Below are 23,688 nucleotides of genomic sequence, written 5' to 3' on the forward strand. Positions count from 1 at the left end.
AGGTATTTTGACCCCTTTGATACCAGATTGCTACGTGCTTTGCACTCTCGCAATCTTCAAAAACATTCGTAATCCGCTCATTTTTCTTTGAAAAATGGCTACTTACTCATGTTTTTGGCGGGTCAAGAGTTCAAAAAACCTCTTGCAAGCAAGCTTGCATCGGCTTTCTGACCTTTTGACCCTGGTATCATATCAATTTCTTTGCGCACATTTCCCATGCTGTCTCTTATTACGATACGACCTACTTCCTGAACACATTTCATTTGTTCATTCATAAATAAAATTGTGCCGTAACCATCAAGCATTGTGCCATCAGCTAAATAATACAAAATTTCAGAATACTCTTTTTCTGCATATGCAATTGAAAGTATGTCGACTCCTGCTGCACCTGTATTACTCTGGCTCACCATGCGTGCCATGATTCCACCATTCTCACTGATAAGATGAGTATCGTTATCTGTCCCGTATAAAAATTTCTTATTTTGATCAAACAACAGTCCAAATATATTTCCCTCTTGAATAACCTGTACATCTGAACATTGCAGGATCTCATTCATGATCTCTGCATCAACTTTTATTTTATTTCCCCATATAAGATTTTCTACAAATCCATTGCCACTTTCATCTAATCCCCAGTACCATAAACACACTTCGTCATACATGTTACCGATATAAATCTGATTTTGCGGATACGCATTTATTATATTAAATTCATCATCGCACCGATAATAATATATTTTCTGATGCTCGGCGGATGTTGTCTGTAAAAAGAACTCGTGTCTCCCCTCATTATTTGCTGTTACCGTAAGAAGACGCAGACCATTTCCTTGTGCATCTGGATTTTTAGCAAAAAATTCATCTTCTGACAAAACAATTTTTAATGTATTGTCATCACGCGTAGCTGTTAAAAGTCCTTTTTCATTCATATCGTTCCAACTGTTGTAAATTCTCCAGCCAGCTTCCCCACCAGTCCATGTCAATCCTGATTGCTCTATCCATATGGTCTCTCCTTGCGCATTAACACATTTCGTATAATGACTGCCATCTGAAAAATACTCATTTATTAAAATCTCATCGCACAGCACGGTCAGAACATTCTCATTTTCCTGAATCATAATCAGCAGCTGTCCTGTCTTGTCATACACGGCACGTCTGCTGATAATAAAGTTGCCCTGCACAGTCACATCCTCTGCCCCTTCCTCTATGCAGGTTCCGTCTGTCCGATACAAATTGCCGACATCAGATCCTATCATATACACAGAATCAGTAAAAAGAGTCACGCTCTGCCTAGCCGGCTCCACAATCCACTTTCGATCCTTCAGAGAATAGATTCCCATCTGTGCACTCGCATAATCGCTGTCATCTGAAGCTTTGTCCTCATATTCAGTATACAAAACAAGCGGTGTATTTTCGTTCACTATCATTCCATTGCTAATATATGCGCTATTTCCTGTAATTCCATAGCCAGGAAGTCTTAAAACTTCCTCTCCAGAATAATCAAAAGCAAGAACCATATCTCCACCCAGCCAATTATAACTGTCTTTTCCTGACGTCAGCACCAAATATTCATTTTCCGCGATTGGAAGGTTGTAAGCAAATTGCCCTCTCGGTGTAATACAAAGCTTACCATTCTGCATCGTACATACTGCATAGCGATCTGCATAAATAGCATTTGTGTCCTGCTCTATTAATGGTTCTCCATTTGCATTAAAATATAATGTATTCGGATTTGTTCCATTCTCATAGACAACAATTGTATCTTCATCCAGATTAACAACATTCTCCTGCAAAACTGTATGGCCTCTTGACTCAGAAATGACAGTTCCGTTTGAAATCAGCAGAGTAACAATATCGTTTGGATTTATCGTATTAATTGTAACGCCATACATTGGACCTGCGTTTGTAACATCTATATAAGAAATCTCACCGCCTTGTAGATCAACGGATGCCGTAACAATTGTCTCCTTTGTCCAAAAATTCGTGATTGTCAGAAGTCCATCAGCTGTAATTTGATAAGTTAATGGCACACGGATATCGTCCTCATAATAAGTATCTATAAATTCTTTTGGAAGTTCTTCAGTTATATTATACTGACTGTCACAGGCATAATAATGATATATAGAAGAACCTTCCTGATTCTCGATTAAGCTAACAATCACTTCTCCTGTCTGTTTATTTTCACATACAATACTAATTTTAGTTCCATTTGGCTCCCATTCTGCATTTTGTGCAAGCCAGTCCGCTTCATTTAATTTTGGATTTAACATCAAATCTGTTACAATGCCTTGTCCATCTGCTGTCTCCCAGCTAATCAGATCATTTGCATCAGTTAAGTATAGCCAATCACTGACAGTCCATACTGTTGCCATCGTATCAACATCAAACATTATATACTCATTTGTACTAAAATCACATCCTAACACATAATTTCCAAACTCGTATTGTGCAGTAAATGACGGATGTTCGCCAAGTAACTGTCCATCAACATCATACACATAATCTTCGCTATAAATATGATCTCCTACTCGTCTGAATACCTGATTATCCTGTGTCAGTTCAATACCATTAATACTATACAACTTTCCTGATGAATAGAGTGTACTGTCGCTGCTTGTAAATACCGTATCTGACAACTGATTCCAGTACGTATGAAACTCCTGACTAAGCTGCAATTCTCCGCCGACATACATCTGATAGCCCACCATTTGAAGATTATTTATCGGTACTCGCTCTCCATTCTTTACAAGAACACATTTTTTCCCTGTTAACAATTTTCCAGCAATGGTAGTTTCAAGGCTGCCATCCCATGCATTATATACAGATACTGTACTTTCATCTGTCTGCACCATAAATTGATAGTTTGTTGAATGACTAAGCCAGCCACCCTCATTTGTTGTTTCCTGTGATGCTGCTTCTGTCGTCTCTGCTTCTGTCGTTTCTGCCTGTGTCGTCTCTTCTTCTGTCGTCTCTTCCTCTGTCTCCCACTCAATTTCCTTTGTCTCTTCTGTCTGATATGGAAGCTGCATCGGAACATTTGAATGATCGATTCGATTTCGGCCTGTCTGAAAGAAGATTGCCGTACAAATTGCTGCTGCAGCGGCAAGTGTACCGCCTACAATAAAATATCCTGGCACACTTTTATCGCTCTGATAGTGCTTGTAATCCTCCGCCTCTAATATAAAATCATCACGGATATCGCCCATCCACATCAAGATTTCCTGTTCCCGCTCTGCCATTTCAGGTGTTTGCTCTTTTGCATTTTTCTTAGATGTGCTTTCAAAATCATGCTTTTTCATAAACAGTGTCCTCCTTTCCACTTTGTTCCCAATAAACTCTAAAACGCTTTCTCATCTGATACAATGTGTTATAAACATTTTTTTCCTTTAAACCCATATGCTTTGCAATTTCCCGTGGTGTCTCCATATACCAAAATCGAAGCACGAAAATCATCCGATCTGTTCTTGTCTGTTTTTCCAGAAATCCATTCAGACGCTGCACAAAATCATCTCTGTCAATCATACGACTAATAGCGTCCTCACCGATAAGATCACCAACTTCCTGCTCAATTACACTAATTTTTCCATATCCGCGTTTCCATGCCTTATTATGAATTATCTTGTTAAGCGATAAATTTCTTGTAATCCTTGCGACATATGCTCGAAGCGAATCTGGTCTGTTTTCTGGAATGCTGCACCATGTTTTCCACCAAGTATCATTTAAACATTCACTCACATCCTCACGGTTCTGTACAATTTCCCATGAAATCTGTCTGCAGTAATGGCCATAATTTATTTCAAGCTCTTCAATTGCAATCTCGTCTCGTATCCACAACAACCTGATAATGTCAATATCTGTCATCCCCCTGTCCTCTCTTTCTTCTCTGCGGCTGTATATAACACCTTATACCATATAAGACAAAATCTGGAAATAAATTTCTTAAAAAGCCAAAATTTTTTCAAAAAAAAGACAGCTGGTTTTCACCAACTGCCTCGCTTTTACTTTTATTTTTGCTCTTCTTCTTTATTATCCTGCGTGTCTGCTCTTTCTGTTTCTTCTTTAGGTTCTCTTGATGCAAACATCTCTCTTGAGAAGACCTGTGTATCTGCTGGCTGCTGATCTTGCTGGGTCATAACGATATGAACCTGCTCGCCTTCTTCTGCTTCCTGTGCCTCTAACTCACGTTTAGCCTCTGCAACTACAGAATCACCATTTGCCTCGTCTTCCTTCGGGATATACTTATCGAAGATTACTACCAAGAAGTATGACTGTAAAAATGCAATCAGACCATAGCTTAATAAGATCAACGGTGGGAAGAACAGACATCCCACGATAACAGCTATTGCAATAATAATCATTGCCAGGCTGCGGAAGATATGCTTTACACCGATGAACAGTGCATTTCTGAGTGTGAAGCGAATCTTATTGTAAAACTTTGCCTGAAGCGGATATACATAAACAAGTGTGATCAGATAAAGTAAGAAAATTCCAAGGAATACAATTCCAAGAATACGGCTAATCTGTGTACCCATCATAAAGTATGCATAAATATCATACAAGAAGAATACAAGAAGCAGTGTCATGATGATACCGATCACACTTCCCTGCTTGAAGTTTTCCTTGAAGGACTTAAAGAAGCTTCTTACTGTGTACGACTCCTCATCCCTCACAAGTTTCAGTGTTACATAATACACCGCAGTTGATGCTGGTCCAATCGTAATGATTGGGATACAGCAGACAGCCCACAAAAGTGTCAGGATAAACACATCTACGAGTTTTCCCATAAACCGCCAAATTGGATTGTCAAGATTAAACAAGCTTCCCATTATAAGTACCTCTATTCCTTTTTCACATATTGCGCTGCGATCACGCAGACGCTCCCGGACGGCTATATTTTTTATTTGCCGCTCATAGATTTTATTATATATGAGGATTCCTAAAAATGCAAACGAATGATGCAGATTTTATGATTATTTTATACTAATCATACTATTTTCATTTCCATATCGCAAAAACTGTGTTACACTAGTATCATACTTCTTATACCACAGAAAGGCATGGATTAAAATATGAGAATTGAAGCAGATGACCCAAGCAAAAAACAACCAAAGAAGGAGGAATTTAACCCGGTAAAAAGTGAAAAACGCAGTTTTAAATCTGAAATTGCTAAAATGAAGTCAATGGGCTTTAAGGATGGATGGGAATATTTCTGGAGCTATTATAAGGTTCCAGTCTTTGTGATCATAGGTGTGATCGCCATTGTGATTAGTATCACCATGTCCGTAATCAGAAACAGCCGTCCATTTATCGTGCAGGTTCATGTTTATAACAACTACTTATCAGATAATGCTGATGTTGATTCCCTTGAAAAAGAATTTGCCGCCTATGAGGATATGAGCCTTAAAGACTATCAGATCAGTTTTAATCTGACAGAATATCTTGACTTTAGCGGATCAGACGAGGCTTCCTATACCTCTATGATGAAGGTAATGGCAATGGCAGCCGCTCACGATCTTGATGTACTCGGCGGCAATACTGCATTTGTCAATTATTATGGTGTCGGTGAGGAAGATAATACCTTATTTGCCGATCTCGAGGAAACACTTCCGCCAGCATTCTTCCAGTACTTAAAGGAACAGGATCGTATCCTTTACTTAAGCCGCACTGATGAAGCTGGCAAGGTCCTTGGCCAGTACGCAGCTGCAATAGACGTTAGTGATACTCGTATCGTAAATAAAAATTGTCTGTTAGGTACACCATGTTACCTTGGCATTGCTGTCAACACGTCAAGACTTCAGACTTCCATTGATTTTTTGGAGTGGATTTTTGATTATCAATAAATAAAAAAGTCCAATAGGCCAGATGAATATTCCGCCTATTGGATTTTTTTATTTTTTAATTGTACTGCTGTCATTTAATAAAATAGTTCCATATAAAAACAGTACATCTGCATTTGCCATTTCATCTGATTCAAAATCAATTAATTCTCCCAGTTTTTTTTGCGCGATATAACGGAGATCTACAACCACTATACTGCTGTAGGAATCAATTAAAAGAGGAATCAGACTGTTGCCATAGGAATCACGAAAGACGATTAGATTTTTCTTTTCTGCTGCCTTAGGATTTTCAATCCTAAGAAGTGCTGATGGACCTGACAGGAAAAAATCATAAGGATCATAGCCTGTCAGCTTATCCTTGTCATAAACAGTGCCTGTCTTTTTCGTCTCATAATTATAAACCTGTGCCTGTGAAATGATTTCACTGTCTATATACATAATCTTATCAGGTGTTACTTGAAGTGCCGCCTGACCGCTGTATACACCATAAAAAGAATCTGCTGCCTGACAAATATCATAGTCATCTGATAAAGTATCATTTTTCATATTTCTTTTTATCTGGTTGGCTGTTTCTATCAGTGCTTCCTGACGCCAATGGCTGTCTGTGAAATAGTATGCCTCAAGAGACAGCGTCTGTGTAAGATCAATAAATTTCGCATATGGCATCCCATTTTCAAAGTATTTAAAAAACTTATCATAATCCATCACCGGATACCCATTTTTCGCCGCAAGATAATATCCTTTATCTGGTACTATTGCTGCATAAATTTCATGGCTGCCATTTTTTAAATACTGTGTATAGACATGCTCAAATGCATTAACTGCATGTGACACGGAAGCCTCATTGATTTCGCTTTCTATTGATGCTGCATAGCCGTCTGCAACATAAATTCCATGAACATCTTTTTGCTGATACAAAGAAAACAGCGCTTTCGTTTTTAGCTTTCTAAATGTTTCACGAAATGGAAACTGATCCTGACTGTAACGCTCAAAGCCACTCATAAAGTTTCCCTTTCCCACACTGTCTTTTGTAAGCGCTGGAAGCTGTGCCAGACGTCTTCGCTCAGAGACAGATATCTGATTTGGCGTATGAAACCATGCTGCAAGGCAAAGTATTCCAAATGTAAGTCCTGTTATAAGCAATGTGACAATAGCCTGTTGTTTTTCTTTTTTTATCATAAACTCTCCCCAATGCTTAAAACCTAAAATATAAAAATGGATTATATGAACCGTCCACCAAAAAGGCAGTTGCCAGCAAAAATAGTCCTACAAGCACAATCGGCATCACCCAATTAAGAATACTTCCTGCCTTTGTTTTCATAAATCTATTAAATGCTGTCACTGGCAGCGGTGTTGCTGCGATTGCTGCAAAAATAAGCAGCAGTCCATAGCTTCTTAGATAATACACACTTTGTACTGATATGACTGGCAATTTTCCTGCACCAAACAATCCGCCTATTCGCTGCATAGCCTGTGGTATTGTATCTGCTGAAAAAAGAATGAAGCTAAGTAAAATAATAAAAAGCAAATACAAATGTGAAATAATAGACGGCATTCGTTCCAGCCATTTTCCCCATAAAAATCGCTCGCACAAAAGAAGCACTCCAAAACCTGCTCCCCACAAGACAAAGTTCCATGATGCGCCATGCCACAGTCCTGTAAGCATCCACACGGCTATGACATTTCTCACATAAAGTCCAGTCTTTACGCGGCTTCCTCCAAGAGGAATGTAAACGTAATCGCGAAACCAACTGCCAAGACTGATATGCCATCTGCGCCAGAACTCTTTTACGCTGCGGCTAATCAGAGGATAATTAAAATTTTCTGGAAACTGAAAGCCAAAAATGCGGCCTAGTCCAATCGCCATATCACTGTAGCCTGAAAAATCAAAATAAATCTGAAGTACAAGCGCTGCCGCATACATCCACCAAGATAATATGCTTGGCTGCGATGTTTTTAGACAGATATCTGTCAGTTCTCCCAGTACATTTGCAATCAGTACCTTCTTGCTTAATCCTATCAAAAATCGCTGTATGCCTGATGCAGCAAGTGTGACGCTATGCTTTCTTTCCTGCAGCTCTCTTTCAATATCCGTGTATCGCACAATCGGTCCCGCAATCAGCTGCGGAAACAGCGATACATATGTTCCAAATGAAATAATGTTTCTTTGGGCTTTAGTATCTCCTCTCCAGACATCTACAGTATAACTGATGATCTGAAATGTATAAAAACTTATTCCTATTGGAAGAGACAGCTTAGAAAGAGGCAGTGACACACCTGGCAGCTGATTCACATTTTCAATTAAAAAATCAGCATATTTAAATATAAGAAGAAATGACAGGCTGACCGCCACAGATATCCACATGAGGATGAGTCCGCTTTTTTTATTCTGTTTTTTTTCAATCATAAGTGCAAAAACAAAACCACTCACAATTGACACAATCATAAGCACAATATAGCGCGGCTCTCCCCATCCGTAAAAAATCAGGCTGAACACAAAAAGCACTGCATTTTTCAATTTCCGCGGTGCTGCAAAATAGCACACCAGCACCGCCGGAAGGAAATAATATAAAAATGGAAGTCCGGAAAATAACATTTTATTTTTTTATTTTTTATTTTGGCTGATAGGTATTGTCTGGATTACCGCATACCTCTGTGAATGCAGCTACAGCATCGTCCATGCTGTAAAGCTCATGATCTGCCATAAAAAGCATAATAATATTATCCTTTGATACTACAGTCAGCTCATCTGCCTCTACACATACCCACTTGCGCGGATTAATTCCATCTGCCATTTTCTGTGCAATATCAGCTGCATCTGCCTTATCCTTAAGTCTAACAAGCACAAGTGAATATGCCTGTGAACCCATCATTGGCTCAGATACAATTGCTGCATCAAGCTTTTTCACATCATCCATCGTCAGACCTGTATAGGAAGATACTGCATACTCATCATCAAAATCAACAGTGTCAGTTTCCACATCAAAATCTGGTCCCTTGATCGCATACATCTTATCTAACAGCTTACTAAGCTCTGCATCTAACTGCAAAACGTTTTCATCAGTTGCTGCTGCCTCTGATTCACTCTCAGATAATGTCTCTTTTGTTTCTGTCTCTTTTTCTGTTTGATCCTCAGTCTGCGCTTCTGTCTTCTTTTCAGTTGCTTTCTCGGTTTCCTTCTCAGTTTTCTTTACGGTTTCCTTTTCATTTGCCACTGTGCCTGATGGCTTTGTTGACTCTGGTTTTTCAGTTCTGCCGCATGCGCTCATAGAGAGTGCTGCCGCTGTCATTAAAATAATAAGTCCTGTTTTTCTCATGATTTTCTCCTTTCATAAAACAAACAGGGACAGGGAATGTGACTTTTAACGCCGCATTACCCTGCCCCCGATGGCATTTAAACTTCTATCTTATTGTTTTCTGCATTGCACAATTTTATACATGCAACGCATATTTCCAATTCATTACAGTTCAACTGTTACCTTGTCAAGCTCCCAGATCTCGTCAACATACTGCTGGATGGTACGGTCAGATGTGAACTTTCCGCTGCATGCGGTGTTCATCATAACGATGTGTGCCCATCTTGTCTGATCCTGATACAGCTCGTTAATCTTCATATGTGCCTCATGATAGGACATGAAATCCTTGAGGATGAAGTATGTGTCTGCGCGGTCGCTGCTGTAGGTATTAAGCAGTGAATTGTAGATATCGCGGAACAGCTCCGGATCCTGTGGTGAATAGAAGCCATTGATTAACTGCATAAGAACCTGACGAATCTCCTGATTCTCGTTGAAGATCTGCATTGGATCATAGCCGCCATTCTTCTCATAATTGATAACCTCATCTGCGGTCATACCAAAGATAACAGCGTTGTCCTTGCCAACTTCCTCAAGAATCTCTACGTTTGCACCGTCAAGTGTACCGCAGGTGATTGCACCATTTAACATAAACTTCATGTTACCAGTACCAGATGCCTCCTTAGATGCAGTAGAAATCTGCTCTGAAACATCAGCTGCTGCAAAGATGATCTCTGCATTTGATACACGATAGTTCTCAATGAAGACTACCTTAATCTTGCCGTTGATGGACTTATCATTGTTGATGACATCTGCTACAGAGTTGATCAGCTTAATGGTCAGCTTTGCACGGCGATAGCCTGCTGCTGCCTTTGCACCAAAGATGAAGGTATGTGGATAATACTCCATATCTGGATGGCTCTTTAACTCATTGTAAATGTACATAACATGCAGGATGTTTAAGAGCTGTCTCTTATACTCATGCAGACGCTTTACCTGTACATCAAAGATGGAACGCGGATCAACGTCAATTCCGTTGTGCTCCTTGATATACTTTGCAAGACGAACCTTGTTCTGATACTTGATGTTCATGAACTCCTGCTGGCTCTTCGGATCATCTACAAACAGCTTAAGCTTTGAGATCTCCGGAAGGTTGGTAATCCATGCATCACTGATCTTATCAGTTACCCAGTTTGCAAGCAGTGGGTTTGCATGAAGCAGGAAACGTCTCTGTGTGATACCATTTGTCTTGTTGTTAAACTTCTCCGGCATCATCTGGTAGAAATCCTTTAACTCCTGCTTCTCCAGAATTTCTGTATGAAGCTTTGCTACACCGTTTACAGAATAGGAACCTACGATTGCCAGATGTGCCATGCGAACCTGACCGTCATAGATGATTGCCATCTTTGCGATCTTCTCATGGTTGCCCGGGTAGGTAGCTTCGATTTCCTCTACAAAGCGGCGGTTGATCTCCTCAACGATTCCGTAAATACGTGGAAGCAGACGTGAGAACAGCTCAATCGGCCACTTCTCAAGAGCCTCTGCCATGATGGTGTGGTTGGTGTAAGCACAGCACTTTGTTGTGATTTCCCATGCAGCCTCCCATGTCAGATTCTCCTCATCCATAAGGATACGCATAAGCTCTGCTACTGCCATAGACGGATGGGTATCATTCATCTGGAATGCAACCTTCTCGTACATCTTTGTAACATCGCCATTATGAGCCTTCTTATATTTATTTACAGCTGTCTGCAAGGAAGCTGAAATGAAGAAGTACTGCTGCTTTAAACGCAGCTCCTTTCCTGCATAGTGGTTATCGTTCGGGTAAAGTACCTCTACGATATTCTTTGCCAGGTTCTCCTGCTCAACTGCCTTCTGATAATCACCCTTATCAAAAGAATCCAGGTTAAAGGTATTGATTGGCTCTGCGTCCCAAATACGAAGTGTATTTACAACGTTGTTTCCATAGCCTACAACTGGCAGATCATACGGTACGGCACGAACAGACTGATATCCTGCCTGTCCAAAATGCTCTCTTCCTGTCTCGTCCTTTGTTACTGTTACGTAGCCGCCAAACTTAACCTCACAAGCGTACTCAGCACGGCGAATTTCAAATGGATAACCATCTCTTAACCAGTCATCCGGAACTTCTCTCTGATAACCGTCCTCGATCTTCTGTGCAAACATACCATACTTGTAACGGATTCCACATCCATATGCCGGATATCCAAGTGTTGCAAGAGAATCTAAGAAGCATGCTGCCAGACGTCCAAGACCACCGTTTCCAAGTGCCGGATCCGGCTCCTGATCCTCGATAGTATTCAGATCAAAACCGAGTTCTTCAAGAACCTCCTTTACCTCATCCTGTGCACACAAATTTAAAATGTTGTTTCCAAGAGCACGGCCCATCAGAAACTCCATTGAAAGATAATACAGCGTCTTTGCATCAGTGCGCTCAATCTCCTTGTGAGTTGCAATCCACTGATCAATGATATCATCCTTCAATGCATAGGATACTGCCTGAAAAACCTGCTGCGGAGTTGCCTCATCGATGGTTTTTCTGTACAGGGTCTTTACGTTGTAGATGATCTGCTTTTTCAGCTCAGCCTTATCAATCGTTGTTTTCATTTCATCCTCCTTAGGTTTATTCCTTGCTGACAGTGAGTACAACAGTCTCGCCGTTGATGCTCCACTCCTTGGTGTAGCCGCTGATCTCACTGTCTGTCAGCTTATCTGCAAGTACATCTGCACAAATCTCATCTGCATACTTGCTGAAGATGGTCTCAATCTTTGCATTGTCCTTGTAGCCGACTGTGATGTGATCCGTTACCTCGAATCCTGCTTCCTTACGCATCGTCTGGATCTTACTGATGATCTCTCTTACAAAGCCTTCTTCAAGCAGCTCTGGTGTTAAGTTGCAGTCTAATACTACAGTAACATCCTGATTGCTCTCTGTTACATAGCCTTCTTTCTGCGTCATATCGATCAAAAGGTCTTCCTCAGTAAGAACAACCTTCTCGCCATCAAAATCAAAGGTAACAGAACCATTTGCTTTTAACTCATCCATAGTGGCATTGCCGTCTACAGAAGAAAGGGCGGTACGGATCTTTCCAAGAAGCTTTCCGTACTTCGGACCTACTGTACGAAGCTGCGGCTTAAAGGTGTAGGTAGTAAATGAACGTACATCGTCTGTAAATGTAACTGCCTTAATATTTAACTCGTCTGCAATGATATCCTTAAAGAACTCGTTTAATGTAAATGGTGCCTTTACAAACATGTTTGCAAGCGGCTGACGGTTCTTCATGTTTCCACTGTTTCGGCATGCGCGGCCAAGAACAACGACCTTTAAAACAAGATCCATGTCTGCTTCAAGTTCCTTGTCTACATGTGCCTCATTTGCCTTTGGATAATCACACAAATGGATGCTCTCCGGTGCGGATGGATCTACCTTGACAACAATGTTCTGATAGATCTCCTCTGTCATAAACGGAATCATCGGCGCTGCTGCCTTTGCAATTTCAGTCAGACAGGTATACAGCGTCATATAGGCATTCACCTTATCCTGCTCCATTCCCTTTGCCCAGTAGCGCTCACGGCTGCGGCGTACATACCAGTTACTCAAATCATCAACAAATTCCTGAAGTGCCTTTGCAGTCTCTGGAATCTTGTAGTTTTCCAGGCTGCTGTCGCATGTCTGAATCGTAGAGTTTAACTTAGACAAAATCCACTTATCCATAACGGAAAGCTTCTCATAATCTAATGTGTGCTCCATCGGATTGAAGTTGTCGATGTTTGCATACAGTACGTAGAAAGCGTAGGTGTTCCACAGAGTACCCATGAACTTACTGCGGCCTTCCTTTACTGCATCATCGTGGAAACGGTTCGGAAGCCACGGTGCGGAATTGGAGTAGAAATACCAGCGGATTGCATCTGCTCCGTGCTGGCGCAGTGCATCCATTGGGTCAACGGCGTTGCCCTTGGACTTACTCATCTTCTGACCGTCTTTATCCTGAATATGGCCAAGAACGATAACGTTCTTATAAGGTGCTTTGTCAAATAAAAGAGTTGAGATTGCAAGCAGGGAATAGAACCATCCTCTTGTCTGGTCTACTGCCTCACTGATAAAGTCAGCCGGGAAATTCTTCTCGAAGACTTCCTTATTCTCAAATGGATAATGATACTGTGCAAATGGCATAGATCCTGAGTCAAACCAGCAGTCGATTACTTCTGGTACTCTTGTCATCGGCTTTCCACACTTCGGGCAGGTAACATGAACCTGATCGATGAATGGGCGATGAAGCTCAATATTATCCGGACAGTCTGGTGACATCTTCTTTAATTCTTCCTTACTTCCGATAGCATGCATATGACCGCATGAACACTGCCAGATATTCAGTGGTGTTCCCCAATAACGGTTACGGCTAAGTCCCCAGTCCTGAACGTTTGTCAGCCAATCGCCAAAACGACCCTTACCGATGCTCTCCGGAATCCAGTTGATGGTGTTGTTGTTTGCAATCAGATGATCCTTTACAGCTGTCATTTTGATGAACCAAGACTCTCTTGCATAGTAGATAAGCGGAGTATTACATCTCCAGCAATGAGGATAGCTGTGCTCAAACTTCGGTGCTGCAAAGAGCTTGCCTTCTGCTTCCAGATCCTTTAATACTTCCGGGTCTGCCTTCTTGACAAAAAGTCCTGCATACGGAGTCTCTTTAGTCATCTCACCCTTGCTGTCTACTAACTGTACGAACGGAAGATCATACTTTCTGCCGACCTTTGCATCGTCTTCACCAAATGCAGGTGCAATGTGAACAATACCAGTACCATCACTCATAGTAACATAGCTGTCACATGTCACAAAGAAGCCCTTCTTATTCTGCTTTGCAGCAACATCTCCAGAACACTTAAACAGTGGCTCGTACTCCTTGTACTCAAGATCCTTTCCTTTATAAGTCTCAAGAATCTCATATGCCGGCGCATCCTCTGTCTTAAGACGACCAAGTACGTTCTCAAGAAGTGCCTCTGCCATGTAATAGGTATAGCCATCTGCTGCCTTTACCTTGCAGTAGGTATCCTCTGGATTTACACAAAGTGCAACGTTTGACGGCAGTGTCCATGGTGTAGTTGTCCATGCTAAGAAGTATGCGTCCTCACCCTTTACCTTGAAACGTACAATTGCAGAACGCTCTTTGACATCCTTATAGCCCTGTGCAACCTCATGACTTGAAAGCGGAGTTCCACATCTTGGGCAGTACGGAACGATCTTAAAGCCCTTGTAGAGCAGTCCTTTGTCCCAGATTGTCTTTAATGCCCACCATTCAGACTCAATGAAATCATCGTAATAAGTTACATATGGATTTTCCATATCAGCCCAGAAACCAACGGTCTCGGAAAATTCTTCCCACATACCCTTATATTTCCAGACATTTGCCTTACAGCGCTCGATAAATGGCTCAACTCCATACTGCTCGATCTGCTCTTTTCCATCAAGACCAAGCTCCTTCTCTACTTCAAGCTCAACCGGAAGTCCGTGTGTATCCCAACCGGCCTTTCTCGGTACCTGATATCCTTTCATGGTTCTGTAACGAGGGATCATATCCTTGATCGCACGGGTTACCACGTGTCCAACATGCGGCTTGCCGTTTGCTGTCGGCGGACCGTCATAAAACATGTACTCAGGGCAGCCCTCTCTCTCCTCGATACTCTTTTCGAAGATATGATGCTCTTTCCAGAATTTGGAAACTTCCTTCTCCCTCTCCACAAACTTTAAGTCTGTAGGAACCTTATTGTACAACATAGTTTTCTCCTTTCTCATACGCTACAGCGCGTATACCATCGCTGTATGATATATGCTTTCCGATAACGTTGGAATAACGTCCTGACTTACTTTAGCACTCTGTCATTAACAGACAGTCTATCATTTCAGTCGGCAACTCCGGAGTGATGTTCATCTTTTGCCCGCAGTATCCGCCTCTCATCCTTTGCGGTTCGCTGTCCTGCTTTATGCTTAGATTACTGTCTCCATCAGCGTCTTTTTGCCGTGCGGATTTGCTATAAATCCTGACTACACGACACACACGGTTAGTATATCGGTTTTTGAAAGCCTTGTCAAGGAATGTGTCCAGAACACTTTGATTTTCGCGGTTTTCGTATATTTTTCCATATTTTGGTTAATACTTTATACAACATGATAAGGAGGTATTGATTTTCAAAATGACACACAGAAAAAAACTCACAATTTTTCTTTTAGCCGTTGCAACACTTTTCACATTTGTTCTTTTGATTCACCCATATCGAAAAAATGATTCTTCCCTGCTTTCTGATAAACTTTTACGCTTTCGCGTCCTTGCAGACAGCGATTCTTCAATTGACCAGTATGAAAAAAATGAATTGAGTAAAAAAATGATTACTCTTCTTTCTCCTGCACTTTCAGATATACAGACAAAAGAAGAGGCACTCACACTTTTGCATGAAAGCCTCCCATTTTTAAATGCTTACTGCAATTATGTGCTGTCCAATTATGGCGCACAAAATTACGCCTCGTGCACACTCGGTTCCCATCTCTTTCCTTATAAAACATATGGAAACTATCAATTTCCAGCCGGTATATACGACACACTTCTTGTGACAATAGGAAGCGGACGCGGCTCAAACTGGTGGTGCCTTGCCTTTCCGCCTCTTTGTTTTGCCAATGAAGCTTTTATTGACGTGCCAGATTCTTCTGGTCAGACACTTTTTGATCTGCTTGGTCCTGACTTGTTTGATGAAATCTGCCAAAAAGAAAAGCCCAAGCTTACGCTCGGACTTTTCTTCTAGCTATTATAAGTTTTTTAAAATATTTTCTTCCTGATTATCGATGTGAATACTTATCGCTGCCTTTGCCCGCTCACACTCTCCTTTTATGATGGCATCAGTGATCTCTCTGTGCTCACGCCGCAAATCTTCGCGCATATTCGCATCTTTAATATATTCAAAGCGATATCGATACATCTGCTCTCTTAGATTGTTTAAGAGCATATCTAGCTTTGGATTTTTTGTCGCCATATAAATGACTTTATGAAACTCTTCGTCCTTTTGCGCAATCAGGCGAAGATCGTTTCCTCTGCTTGCTGTAGCAAATGCTTCCTCTGCCTGACGCAGTGCTATACGCTCCTGCGGTGTGATTCTGGAAATGGCAAGACAGACAGCAAGACATTCCATTGCCTTTCGAACCTCTAATACATCCCTCACACTCTGCGCGGAGATTGTTGCTACCTGTGCACCCTTTCGCGGTGCCATCACAACAAGACCTTCCTGCTCTAATTTATGAATTGCTTCTCTAACCGGTGTACGACTTACACCAAGACGCTGTGCAAGTGCTACCTCGATCAAACGTTCTCCTGGTTTTAACTCTCCCTTTAGTATTTTCTGTCGGAGTGTTTCAAATACAACATCCCTAAGAGGGAGGTATTCATTTATCTGGAAATCCTCCATACGGACCTCTCTTTCTCACTCTTATTTTCTTTTAGTAACCATTTATGTAGTTACTGTTAATGTGACACTCATTACCAATAATTTACTGGTGTCTCCTCGCGAACACGGTACAAATCTGTGACATAGACTAGCGGAACCTGTCCCCACTCTAGCAGAGCTTCTTTTGCGCGAAGTGCCATCTCATAATTGTCAAACAATGCAAATACGGTTGGACCGCTTCCACTCATAAGCGATATTAAGGCTCCATTTTCCATAAAGCGCTCCTTGATCTCTCCGATAATCGGATATGCCGGAATCGTAACACTCTCAAGCACATTTCCCATATATGGAAGCATGCCATAAAGATCCTGACGGCATATTGCATCTGCTAAACCATAAATATCAGGATGTCTTGTTGTCTCATCAAGACGCAGATTTTCATAGACAAATCGTGTGGAAACGGAAATTGCTGGCTTTGCAATGACAACGTAGCACGGCGGACATGCCGGCAGTCTTGTAAGTTCTTCTCCAATACCCTCTGCAAGTGCTGTTCCTCTCATCAAACAATATGGAACATCTGCACCTAATCTAAGTCCAAAATCCATCAATTCTTCTAATGTATAGCCCATATAAAAGATTCTGTTCATCGCATATAATACAGCTGCTGCATCTGCGCTGCCGCCAGCCATACCTGCTGCCACTGGAATACGCTTTTGAAGGCTGATGCTGACACCACCGCGAACAGGCTGACTTTCAAGCATCATGCGCGCTGCCTTATATGCAATATTATTTTCATTCACAGGAAGAAAATGCAAGTTACTGGATATACGGATCTCCGGCTCTGGAATACGATAAACAGTAACTCTGTCAAACATGCGGATTGTCTGCATAATCATGCGAACCTCGTGATATCCGTCTTCACGTTTTCTGACAACGTCCAGACCAAGATTAATTTTAGCCATTGCTCTTAACTGCATTAAATCCATATTTTTTTATCACCCTTCTAAAAACTTGTACATGCTTTTCTTTTGTATACGGCTTGTACTTTGTATACATCATTATAATAAAAAAGAGACTTCTTTGCAAGTGTTATTGCAAAAAAGTCTCGGGTATGCAACCCTGTAAGTTATTAAATGTGACTTCGGCCTCGTAAATCACATTCGCCTCAGTCACCATTTACGTTACGAATTCCGTCCACTAAATGGGCGTATTCCTCAGTTTTCGTTAACTTACAGAGAGCTGCTCATCTTTTCGAGAAGTCCTTCTGGGGCTTCTTCCATCTTTCCTTCGTCGCACAATGCTGCCATCTTTGGATCTAACGGCAGATAGTCGATTACTGAGATGCCGTGCTCTGCTGCTACTTTTTCGATATGGCTTGTTCCAAACAGGAAATGCTTTTTTCCACAATCCGGACATACGAAGTATGACATATTCTCTACGATTCCAAGTACTGGAACGTTCATCATCTCTGCCATTTTTACTGCCTTTGTTACAATCATAGATACAAGTTCCTGTGGTGATGTAACGATGACGATTCCGGCTAGCGGCAGGGACTGGAATACAGTCAGTGCAACATCACCTGTTCCTGGCGGCATATCAACAAACATGTAATCTACATCACCCCAGCAAACCTCTGTCCAAAACTGTGATACTGTTCCTGAAATGATTGGACCTCTCCAGACAACTGGATCTGTCTGATCTTCAAGCAAAAGATTTAAGGACATTACCTTAATTCCATTTTTTGTTACCTCTGGAAGCAGTCCATCATCATTTGCAACGGCATGATCATTTAAACCAAATGCTGTCGGGATTGATGGTCCTGTAATATCAGCGTCCATAATTGCTGTCTTATAACCTTTGCGGTTCATTGCAACTGCCAGCAAAGAAGTCACCATTGATTTTCCAACACCACCCTTACCGCTGACAACACCAATTACCTTTTTTACACGGCTGTGTGCGTTTTCCTTTACCTGCATACTCTGCGGACCCTTTGCTGTATTCTGACTGCATCCCTCGCAGGAACTTTTTCCACATGTTCCCTTACTGCTGCATTCACTCATTTTAATTTCCTCTTTTCTTTCTTGATCAATAGTACATTATTAGTAACTATTCAGAATTTTATTTACATAACTCAAGTTTGCATGAATCTGAATAGTTACAATCATTATATCAGACATTCGCAAGTTTGCAATGCTTATGTTCTTCAAAGCTTGTATCTTGCGTATTCACCATCTTCAAAGCTCTTCCAGATAAATAAACCATTCTCAAGCGTCATATAACCATTTTTGCTTCCATTTTTCGGGATTGAAACGGAACCCGGGTTAAAGAACAGCCCTCCGTCAGTCGGTTCTGTGATCGGAATATGTGTATGACCTGAAAGCACCACATCTTTCTTTTGAAGCGGCGGAAAGCTTTCGTCTTTTCTGAAATCTTTTCCATACACATGACCATGTGTCAGATAAATCACGCGATCTTTTTCCATGATCCAGCTGTAATCAGCCATAATCGGAAAATGAATGAGCCACTGATCTACGTCTGCATCACAATTTCCTCTAACGCAAAGAATACGGTCGCTTATTTGATTTAACATATCACACACTCGCTGCGGATCATACTCTTTTGGAAGTGCATTTCGTGGTCCATGGTACAAAATATCACCTAACAGTATCATTCTGTCTGCTTTTTCATTTTGATATGCATCCATCAGTTTGCTGCACCAGTAGGCAGAGCCATGGATGTCAGATGCAATTAATAATTTCATTCTCTTTTTCCTTTCGTCAAACAATAGTTGAATTTTTCTTTAAATTCTTTTATAATGTGATACCGAACTTATTATACCACATTAGGAAGGGAGTTACATTATGCGCATTCGCACATTTTTCAAAAAAATAGCTGTCTGCACGCTGTCAGCGGCTGTTCTTCTTTCTCCAGCCTCTGCCCTTGGCGCTGACATACAAACAGATATGACCTCCGCTGAATCACAAGATACAGAATCTGCTGCAAGTGAAACAGAAGATCTCTATGGTGTTGAGGCTTACGCAAATCTGGAAGCTATTTATCAGAATTTCCCACAGCGAATTAATGACGAAAACAATCGTTCTGAGAATGTCACTAATGCAGGTTTGTGGATTCAGTCACAGCTTGAAAGCTATGGCTATGAGGTTTCTACACATGATTTTACTCATTTTAACTTTACAGGAACCAACTATTTTGTCACTAAGCCAGGTAAATCTGACAAGACAATCATAATCGGTGCTCACTATGACAGTATGCCAACTGCCGGTGTCGATGACAATGGCTCTGGAGTGTCAGTTCTTCTTGAGCTTGCCCATCGCTTTTATGATATGGACACACCTTGTACTTTGCAGTTTGTATTCTTTGACACAGAAGAATATGGTGCATATGCCGGTTCAAGCTGCTTTGTCTACACCTACCTGATGACAAATAACCTGCTTGATGATGTGCTTTGCTGCATCAATATTGATTCCATCGCAGGCGGTGATCGTCTCTATGGTTATGGCGGTGAATATGATGAGGACGGAAAGCTTACTCGTGAATGGGTCTATGACGAAGCTAATCTTATTGCAGATGATCTAGGACTTGACCTTTACACACTTCCAGAACAAGTTACTGAGTTTCAGTCTCCGACAAGACTTCTTGGAAGTGACAGCTACTATTTTGCCAAGGAGGGCATTCCTTACCTTTATATGGAAGCAAGTCTTTGGTGCAATGATGATGGAACAGGCGGCAATGATGAAACACATTTAACATGCCACTACCAGACAGCAAATGAAGCGTTTGCCTCCACCGGCGGTCAGATCATGCATACAGAATTTGATGATCTGAATCGTTTAAATGAACTGCTTCCTGGCCGTGTCCAGAAAAATCTGCATGATGCAAGCGCAATCGTAACCGGAATGCTTCTTGACATTTCTCCAAACACAGAGGCAGGAATTGCCGCGGGCAAGGCTGCTGCAAGCGCTGCTGCACAAGAGGAGTCGTCTAGCATTGATAACTCTATCGAGGAGAACGTCTCTGAGGACAGTTCATTTGAAAATGATACTTCTGAATCTATTGAATCTGAAACACAGAATGCTTCACTTGATGAACCAAACGAAAGCGCAGCGCCAGTCATCGAGAGCGATCATAAATTTATGACCGGACTGTTTGCTGCCGCTGCGATTGTATTAATTCTATTTGTTGTTTTTCTTTTGACTGCTGCTCTTACTGCAAACCAAAGACGCCGTAAGCGTATCCGCCGTTTTGGAGAAGACTATAAGAAGAAAAAATATTAACGTCGTATTACTTACCATATACCTTTAGCTGTGACAATGCCGGGAACGGAGACGGATCATCTGCCTTGATCAATTCCTCAAGCTGTACCCAGCGAACTTTCTTGGGCGGGAATGTAAATTCCTGCCCTTCGTCTGTCTTAACAAGATCACAAACCATTGTAGTATCATCTGAGAAACGTACAGTTGCCTTTGTCCACCATGCATCGTGTGGGAAATCTGCACGTGTATAGATTTCAATACGATCAGTTGTTACTTCTCTTCCAAAGTCAACACGCATTGTTGCCTGTGGATTTCTGTTGATTCCCCAGGAACCATATGGCCAGTAGCCATGAGAATGATTTGAGGTTACACCGTCAATGGCATTGCGTGCTGCAAACACGGACTCACCGCGAGTTTCAACATTTGCTGTTGCGTGCGGATAGCAATTAGTATCTCCGTGCTGATCCATCACATTGACTGCCAAATTGCGGTATGACTCGTATTCCCACTCTCTTGCCTTTCTGGCAGTAATCAAATGACTCTCACCTGAGAAAATCTTCGGTGAATAGCACACCTTCTTTTCTCCAAATGGAATCTCATAAGAAACCTCGCCTGTCACATAGACAAGTGCCTCTCCTAATGCATCATCTGCCTGAAATACATAAAATGCCGGAGTCTCATCTGCCAAAAATACAACGCGATCCCCTTCTTCATATGTACGTGAAACTGGTAAGTTTACTTCCCTTGTTCCTGCAGCCTCTGCAATAATTGTTCCTTCTTTGTTAATTACCTGTACCTTAATCATAGCTGATTTACCCAAACTTCCATTTCGCCTTCACCACGGTTTGCCCATGCATAGTAAGGGATGAAACGAAGTTCCTTTCCTTCATATACTGGCTTTTGCCATGTTTGATATAAGCCATTTTCTACTGTTACCGGCTTCTTTGTTTTTGCGTTCACACGCAGCATAATCATCGTAAAGCCAAGCTCATCAGTCTTTTCCTCAGTAAAGACGGCATCTGGCTTTACTCGCACAAGCGGCAATCCCTGTCCATTGTCAGCTTCCTCTAAGCAGTAAACAACCGGTCCTCTCATAATGGCAACCTTGCCCTCATCCTGACGAACTCTGCTGTCTGCCTGCATTACCTTTACCTTCATTGCAAAGCGAAGCTTTAACAAATCCCCTTCTTTCCACTCACCGCTGACATACAGATAGCCGTTTTCCATACGGCACTCCTTGCCAACAGCACCTTCCAGCTCGAAATCTTCACCGCACCAGCCTGGAATGCGAAGTGCTACTGTCATTGTAACTGGCTGTTCACTCTCTACCTTGAGTGTCACATCTCCATCCCACGGGAGGCCAGAAGTAATAACAACCTGCGCCTTCTGTCCGTTTACCTCTTTTTCAACAGTACCGCCTGCATACAAATGTACCCACAAGGTATCTTCATTTTCTGTGTATGCATAGGAACCAATAGAACTGATCAATCTTGCTAAGTTTGGCGGACAGCAGGCACAGCCAAACCACTTTTGACGAACAGGCTTTACATGCTGCTTGCCTGGATCATCATGACAGCTTCTTGGATTGACAGATAACGGATTGACATAGAAAAAGCTCTTTCCGTCAAGTGCCATACCGCTTAAAACGCCATTGTGAAGCGCCAGCTCCATAACATCTGCGTATTTTGAATCTGGATTCATCTCAAGCATACGGCGGGCAAAGAAAACAAGACCGATAGATGCACACGTCTCAGCATAAATAGTATCATTTGGCATATCATAATCAAATGTAAATGCCTCACCATGATGCGTCTGTCCGATTCCTCCTGTCACATACATCTGTTTTGTAGTGATGTTATTCCAAAGCGTCTCGCATGTCTGATACAAGGAATCATCTCCTGTCAGTCTTGCCACATCTGCCATACCAGAGTAGAGATAAACGGCGCGAACAGCATGACCCATCGCTGTTTTCTGCTCTCTCACTGGCAAATGTGCCTGATAATACTGATAGCGGATCTTTGTCTTCTTTTCCTTTTCTGTAACCTTGCCCTCACTGTCAAAGTAATACGGCTGCGTGCCTCTCTGGTTGACAAAATATTCAGCTAGCTTTTTATATTTTTCATCACCCGTAACCTCATACAGACGGACAAGTGCCATCTCTGCAATCTCATGACCAGGATAACCCTTACATTTGCCTTCTTCTGTTCCAAAATATGATGCAATGAAATCAGCGAAACGCATTGCTGCCTTTAACAGCTTATCCTTGCCAGTTGCCTGATAGTAAGCGACAGCACCTTCTGTTAAATGGCCAAAGCAGTACAGCTCATGATGATCCTTTAAGTTTGTGAACATCTTATCCATACCATTAATAATATAGTAGGTATCAAGATATCCATTTTCAAGCTGTGCTGCACACACAATATCAATTGCGCCGTCTGCAATCTTTTCAAGCTCTGGATCTGGATGCTGTGTCAATGAATATGCCACTGCCTCAATCCACTTGGAAAAATCGCTGTCCTGGAAGACACATCCATAAAACTTATCATCATCAGGATGTCTTGGATCATCTGGAAGTGCCTCAAAACCACGAAATGTATATGTTGGTTCCTGATACCTGCTTCCAAGCTCTCTCTTTTCTTTATTCATCCGTCCTGCTACTTTAAAATTATGCATGCAGTAGCTTGGTGCTGCCTCTGGTACTCTGTCGTTTAACGTTTCCCACTGATAAGGAATTACTTCCTTTCTTACCAACTCCATCTCTGGCTTCCAAAATCCACCATCAAGCTGAATACGCTTTAGACTGATTGGTTTACTGAATTTGGTGCTGTCCATTTT

17 protein-coding genes are annotated in these 23,688 nt (G+C 41.7%); 3 read left to right on the plus strand and 14 right to left on the minus strand.

Annotated elements, in window-relative coordinates:
• Window positions 1-122: 122 nt before the first annotated feature.
• The 3 genes from WJP93_RS12730 to WJP93_RS12740 form a co-directional block, all read right to left on the minus strand.
• Window positions 123-3,296: a hypothetical protein gene (locus WJP93_RS12730; protein ID WP_337548668.1), complete on the minus strand. Its 3,174-nt coding sequence runs from the start codon at window positions 3,294-3,296 to the stop codon at window positions 123-125.
• Entirely contained in the window at window positions 3,283-3,858 is a 576-nt protein-coding gene (locus WJP93_RS12735; protein ID WP_066561198.1) for a sigma-70 family RNA polymerase sigma factor, read from the minus strand. The genes WJP93_RS12730 and WJP93_RS12735 overlap by 14 nt, the downstream gene beginning before the upstream one ends.
• 143 nt (window positions 3,859-4,001) lie before the next feature.
• A complete protein-coding gene (locus WJP93_RS12740; RefSeq protein ID WP_337548669.1) occupies window positions 4,002-4,823 on the minus strand; it encodes a YesL family protein in 822 nt (273 codons plus the stop codon).
• A gap of 243 nt (window positions 4,824-5,066) precedes the next feature.
• On the opposite strand from WJP93_RS12740, the gene WJP93_RS12745 reads away from it, so the two are divergent.
• Window positions 5,067-5,837, plus strand: a complete 771-nt coding sequence (locus tag WJP93_RS12745; RefSeq protein WP_308731643.1) for a hypothetical protein — start codon at window positions 5,067-5,069, stop codon at window positions 5,835-5,837.
• Between the two features lie 48 nt (window positions 5,838-5,885).
• On the opposite strand, the gene WJP93_RS12750 is transcribed toward WJP93_RS12745, so the two are convergent.
• The 5 genes from WJP93_RS12750 to ileS all read right to left on the minus strand — a co-directional run bounded on the left by WJP93_RS12750 (window position 5,886) and on the right by ileS (window position 14,921).
• Window positions 5,886-7,013, minus strand: coding sequence for a DHHW family protein (locus tag WJP93_RS12750; RefSeq protein ID WP_337548670.1), 1,128 nt, complete (start codon window positions 7,011-7,013; stop codon window positions 5,886-5,888).
• Window positions 7,014-7,029: 16 nt separating this feature from the next.
• Complete coding sequence (locus tag WJP93_RS12755; protein WP_337548671.1) at window positions 7,030-8,331, minus strand: MBOAT family O-acyltransferase; 1,302 nt, start codon at window positions 8,329-8,331, stop codon at window positions 7,030-7,032.
• A gap of 115 nt (window positions 8,332-8,446) precedes the next feature.
• Window positions 8,447-9,151, minus strand: a complete 705-nt coding sequence (locus WJP93_RS12760) for a hypothetical protein (RefSeq protein WP_337548672.1) — start codon at window positions 9,149-9,151, stop codon at window positions 8,447-8,449.
• A 144-nt stretch (window positions 9,152-9,295) separates the two neighbouring features.
• Window positions 9,296-11,755 carry a glycogen/starch/alpha-glucan phosphorylase gene (locus WJP93_RS12765; RefSeq protein ID WP_337548673.1) on the minus strand — a complete coding sequence of 820 codons (2,460 nt, stop codon included), beginning with the start codon at window positions 11,753-11,755 and terminating at the stop codon, window positions 9,296-9,298.
• Between the two features lie 16 nt (window positions 11,756-11,771).
• Window positions 11,772-14,921 carry an isoleucine--tRNA ligase gene (gene ileS, locus WJP93_RS12770; RefSeq protein ID WP_337548701.1) on the minus strand — a complete coding sequence of 1,050 codons (3,150 nt, stop codon included), beginning with the start codon at window positions 14,919-14,921 and terminating at the stop codon, window positions 11,772-11,774.
• A gap of 419 nt (window positions 14,922-15,340) precedes the next feature.
• Between ileS and WJP93_RS12775 the strand changes: the two genes are divergently transcribed.
• On the plus strand, window positions 15,341-15,943 hold the full coding sequence (locus WJP93_RS12775; protein WP_227100625.1) for a stage II sporulation protein R: 603 nt from the start codon (window positions 15,341-15,343) through the stop codon (window positions 15,941-15,943).
• Between the two features lie 3 nt (window positions 15,944-15,946).
• On the opposite strand, the gene WJP93_RS12780 is transcribed toward WJP93_RS12775, so the two are convergent.
• The 4 genes from WJP93_RS12780 to yfcE form a co-directional block, all read right to left on the minus strand.
• A complete protein-coding gene (locus tag WJP93_RS12780) occupies window positions 15,947-16,600 on the minus strand; it encodes a GntR family transcriptional regulator (RefSeq protein ID WP_227100623.1) in 654 nt (217 codons plus the stop codon).
• Between the two features lie 71 nt (window positions 16,601-16,671).
• A complete protein-coding gene (ispE, locus tag WJP93_RS12785) occupies window positions 16,672-17,565 on the minus strand; it encodes a 4-(cytidine 5'-diphospho)-2-C-methyl-D-erythritol kinase (protein WP_118612297.1) in 894 nt (297 codons plus the stop codon).
• A 243-nt stretch (window positions 17,566-17,808) separates the two neighbouring features.
• Complete coding sequence (locus WJP93_RS12790; RefSeq protein WP_262536009.1) at window positions 17,809-18,639, minus strand: Mrp/NBP35 family ATP-binding protein; 831 nt, start codon at window positions 18,637-18,639, stop codon at window positions 17,809-17,811.
• A 143-nt stretch (window positions 18,640-18,782) separates the two neighbouring features.
• Window positions 18,783-19,340, minus strand: a complete 558-nt coding sequence (gene yfcE / locus WJP93_RS12795; RefSeq protein WP_337548674.1) for a phosphodiesterase — start codon at window positions 19,338-19,340, stop codon at window positions 18,783-18,785.
• 100 nt (window positions 19,341-19,440) lie between these two features.
• Here yfcE and WJP93_RS12800 point away from each other — a divergent pair, with 100 nt between their 5' ends.
• On the plus strand, window positions 19,441-20,874 hold the full coding sequence (locus tag WJP93_RS12800; RefSeq protein ID WP_337548675.1) for a M28 family peptidase: 1,434 nt from the start codon (window positions 19,441-19,443) through the stop codon (window positions 20,872-20,874).
• Window positions 20,875-20,881: 7 nt separating this feature from the next.
• Here the strand turns inward: WJP93_RS12800 and WJP93_RS12805 are convergent, their stop codons facing one another.
• Window positions 20,882-21,658 carry a discoidin domain-containing protein gene (locus WJP93_RS12805; protein ID WP_337548702.1) on the minus strand — a complete coding sequence of 259 codons (777 nt, stop codon included), beginning with the start codon at window positions 21,656-21,658 and terminating at the stop codon, window positions 20,882-20,884.
• Window positions 21,655-23,685: a beta-L-arabinofuranosidase domain-containing protein gene (locus WJP93_RS12810; RefSeq protein ID WP_337548676.1), complete on the minus strand. Its 2,031-nt coding sequence runs from the start codon at window positions 23,683-23,685 to the stop codon at window positions 21,655-21,657. Before WJP93_RS12810 ends, WJP93_RS12805 begins: the two co-directional genes overlap by 4 nt.
• Between the last annotated feature and the right edge of the window lie 3 nt (window positions 23,686-23,688).

The organism is Anthropogastromicrobium sp. (assembly GCF_037349415.1).
GTDB lineage: Bacteria > Bacillota > Clostridia > Lachnospirales > Lachnospiraceae > Anthropogastromicrobium > Anthropogastromicrobium aceti.

Coding starts and splice junctions, on each gene's coding strand:
- WJP93_RS12730 (WP_337548668.1), bottom strand. CDS start 3,296: ATGAAAAAGCATGATTTTGAAAGCACATCTAAGAAAAATGCAAAAGAG.
- WJP93_RS12735 (WP_066561198.1), bottom strand. CDS start 3,858: ATGACAGATATTGACATTATCAGGTTGTTGTGGATACGAGACGAGATT.
- WJP93_RS12740 (WP_337548669.1), bottom strand. CDS start 4,823: ATGGGAAGCTTGTTTAATCTTGACAATCCAATTTGGCGGTTTATGGGA.
- WJP93_RS12745 (WP_308731643.1), top strand. CDS start 5,067: ATGAGAATTGAAGCAGATGACCCAAGCAAAAAACAACCAAAGAAGGAG.
- WJP93_RS12750 (WP_337548670.1), bottom strand. CDS start 7,013: ATGATAAAAAAAGAAAAACAACAGGCTATTGTCACATTGCTTATAACA.
- WJP93_RS12760 (WP_337548672.1), bottom strand. CDS start 9,151: ATGAGAAAAACAGGACTTATTATTTTAATGACAGCGGCAGCACTCTCT.
- WJP93_RS12765 (WP_337548673.1), bottom strand. CDS start 11,755: ATGAAAACAACGATTGATAAGGCTGAGCTGAAAAAGCAGATCATCTAC.
- WJP93_RS12775 (WP_227100625.1), top strand. CDS start 15,341: ATGACACACAGAAAAAAACTCACAATTTTTCTTTTAGCCGTTGCAACA.
- WJP93_RS12780 (WP_227100623.1), bottom strand. CDS start 16,600: ATGGAGGATTTCCAGATAAATGAATACCTCCCTCTTAGGGATGTTGTA.
- ispE (WP_118612297.1), bottom strand. CDS start 17,565: ATGGATTTAATGCAGTTAAGAGCAATGGCTAAAATTAATCTTGGTCTG.
- WJP93_RS12790 (WP_262536009.1), bottom strand. CDS start 18,639: ATGAGTGAATGCAGCAGTAAGGGAACATGTGGAAAAAGTTCCTGCGAG.
- yfcE (WP_337548674.1), bottom strand. CDS start 19,340: ATGAAATTATTAATTGCATCTGACATCCATGGCTCTGCCTACTGGTGC.
- WJP93_RS12800 (WP_337548675.1), top strand. CDS start 19,441: ATGCGCATTCGCACATTTTTCAAAAAAATAGCTGTCTGCACGCTGTCA.
- WJP93_RS12805 (WP_337548702.1), bottom strand. CDS start 21,658: ATGATTAAGGTACAGGTAATTAACAAAGAAGGAACAATTATTGCAGAG.
- WJP93_RS12810 (WP_337548676.1), bottom strand. CDS start 23,685: ATGGACAGCACCAAATTCAGTAAACCAATCAGTCTAAAGCGTATTCAG.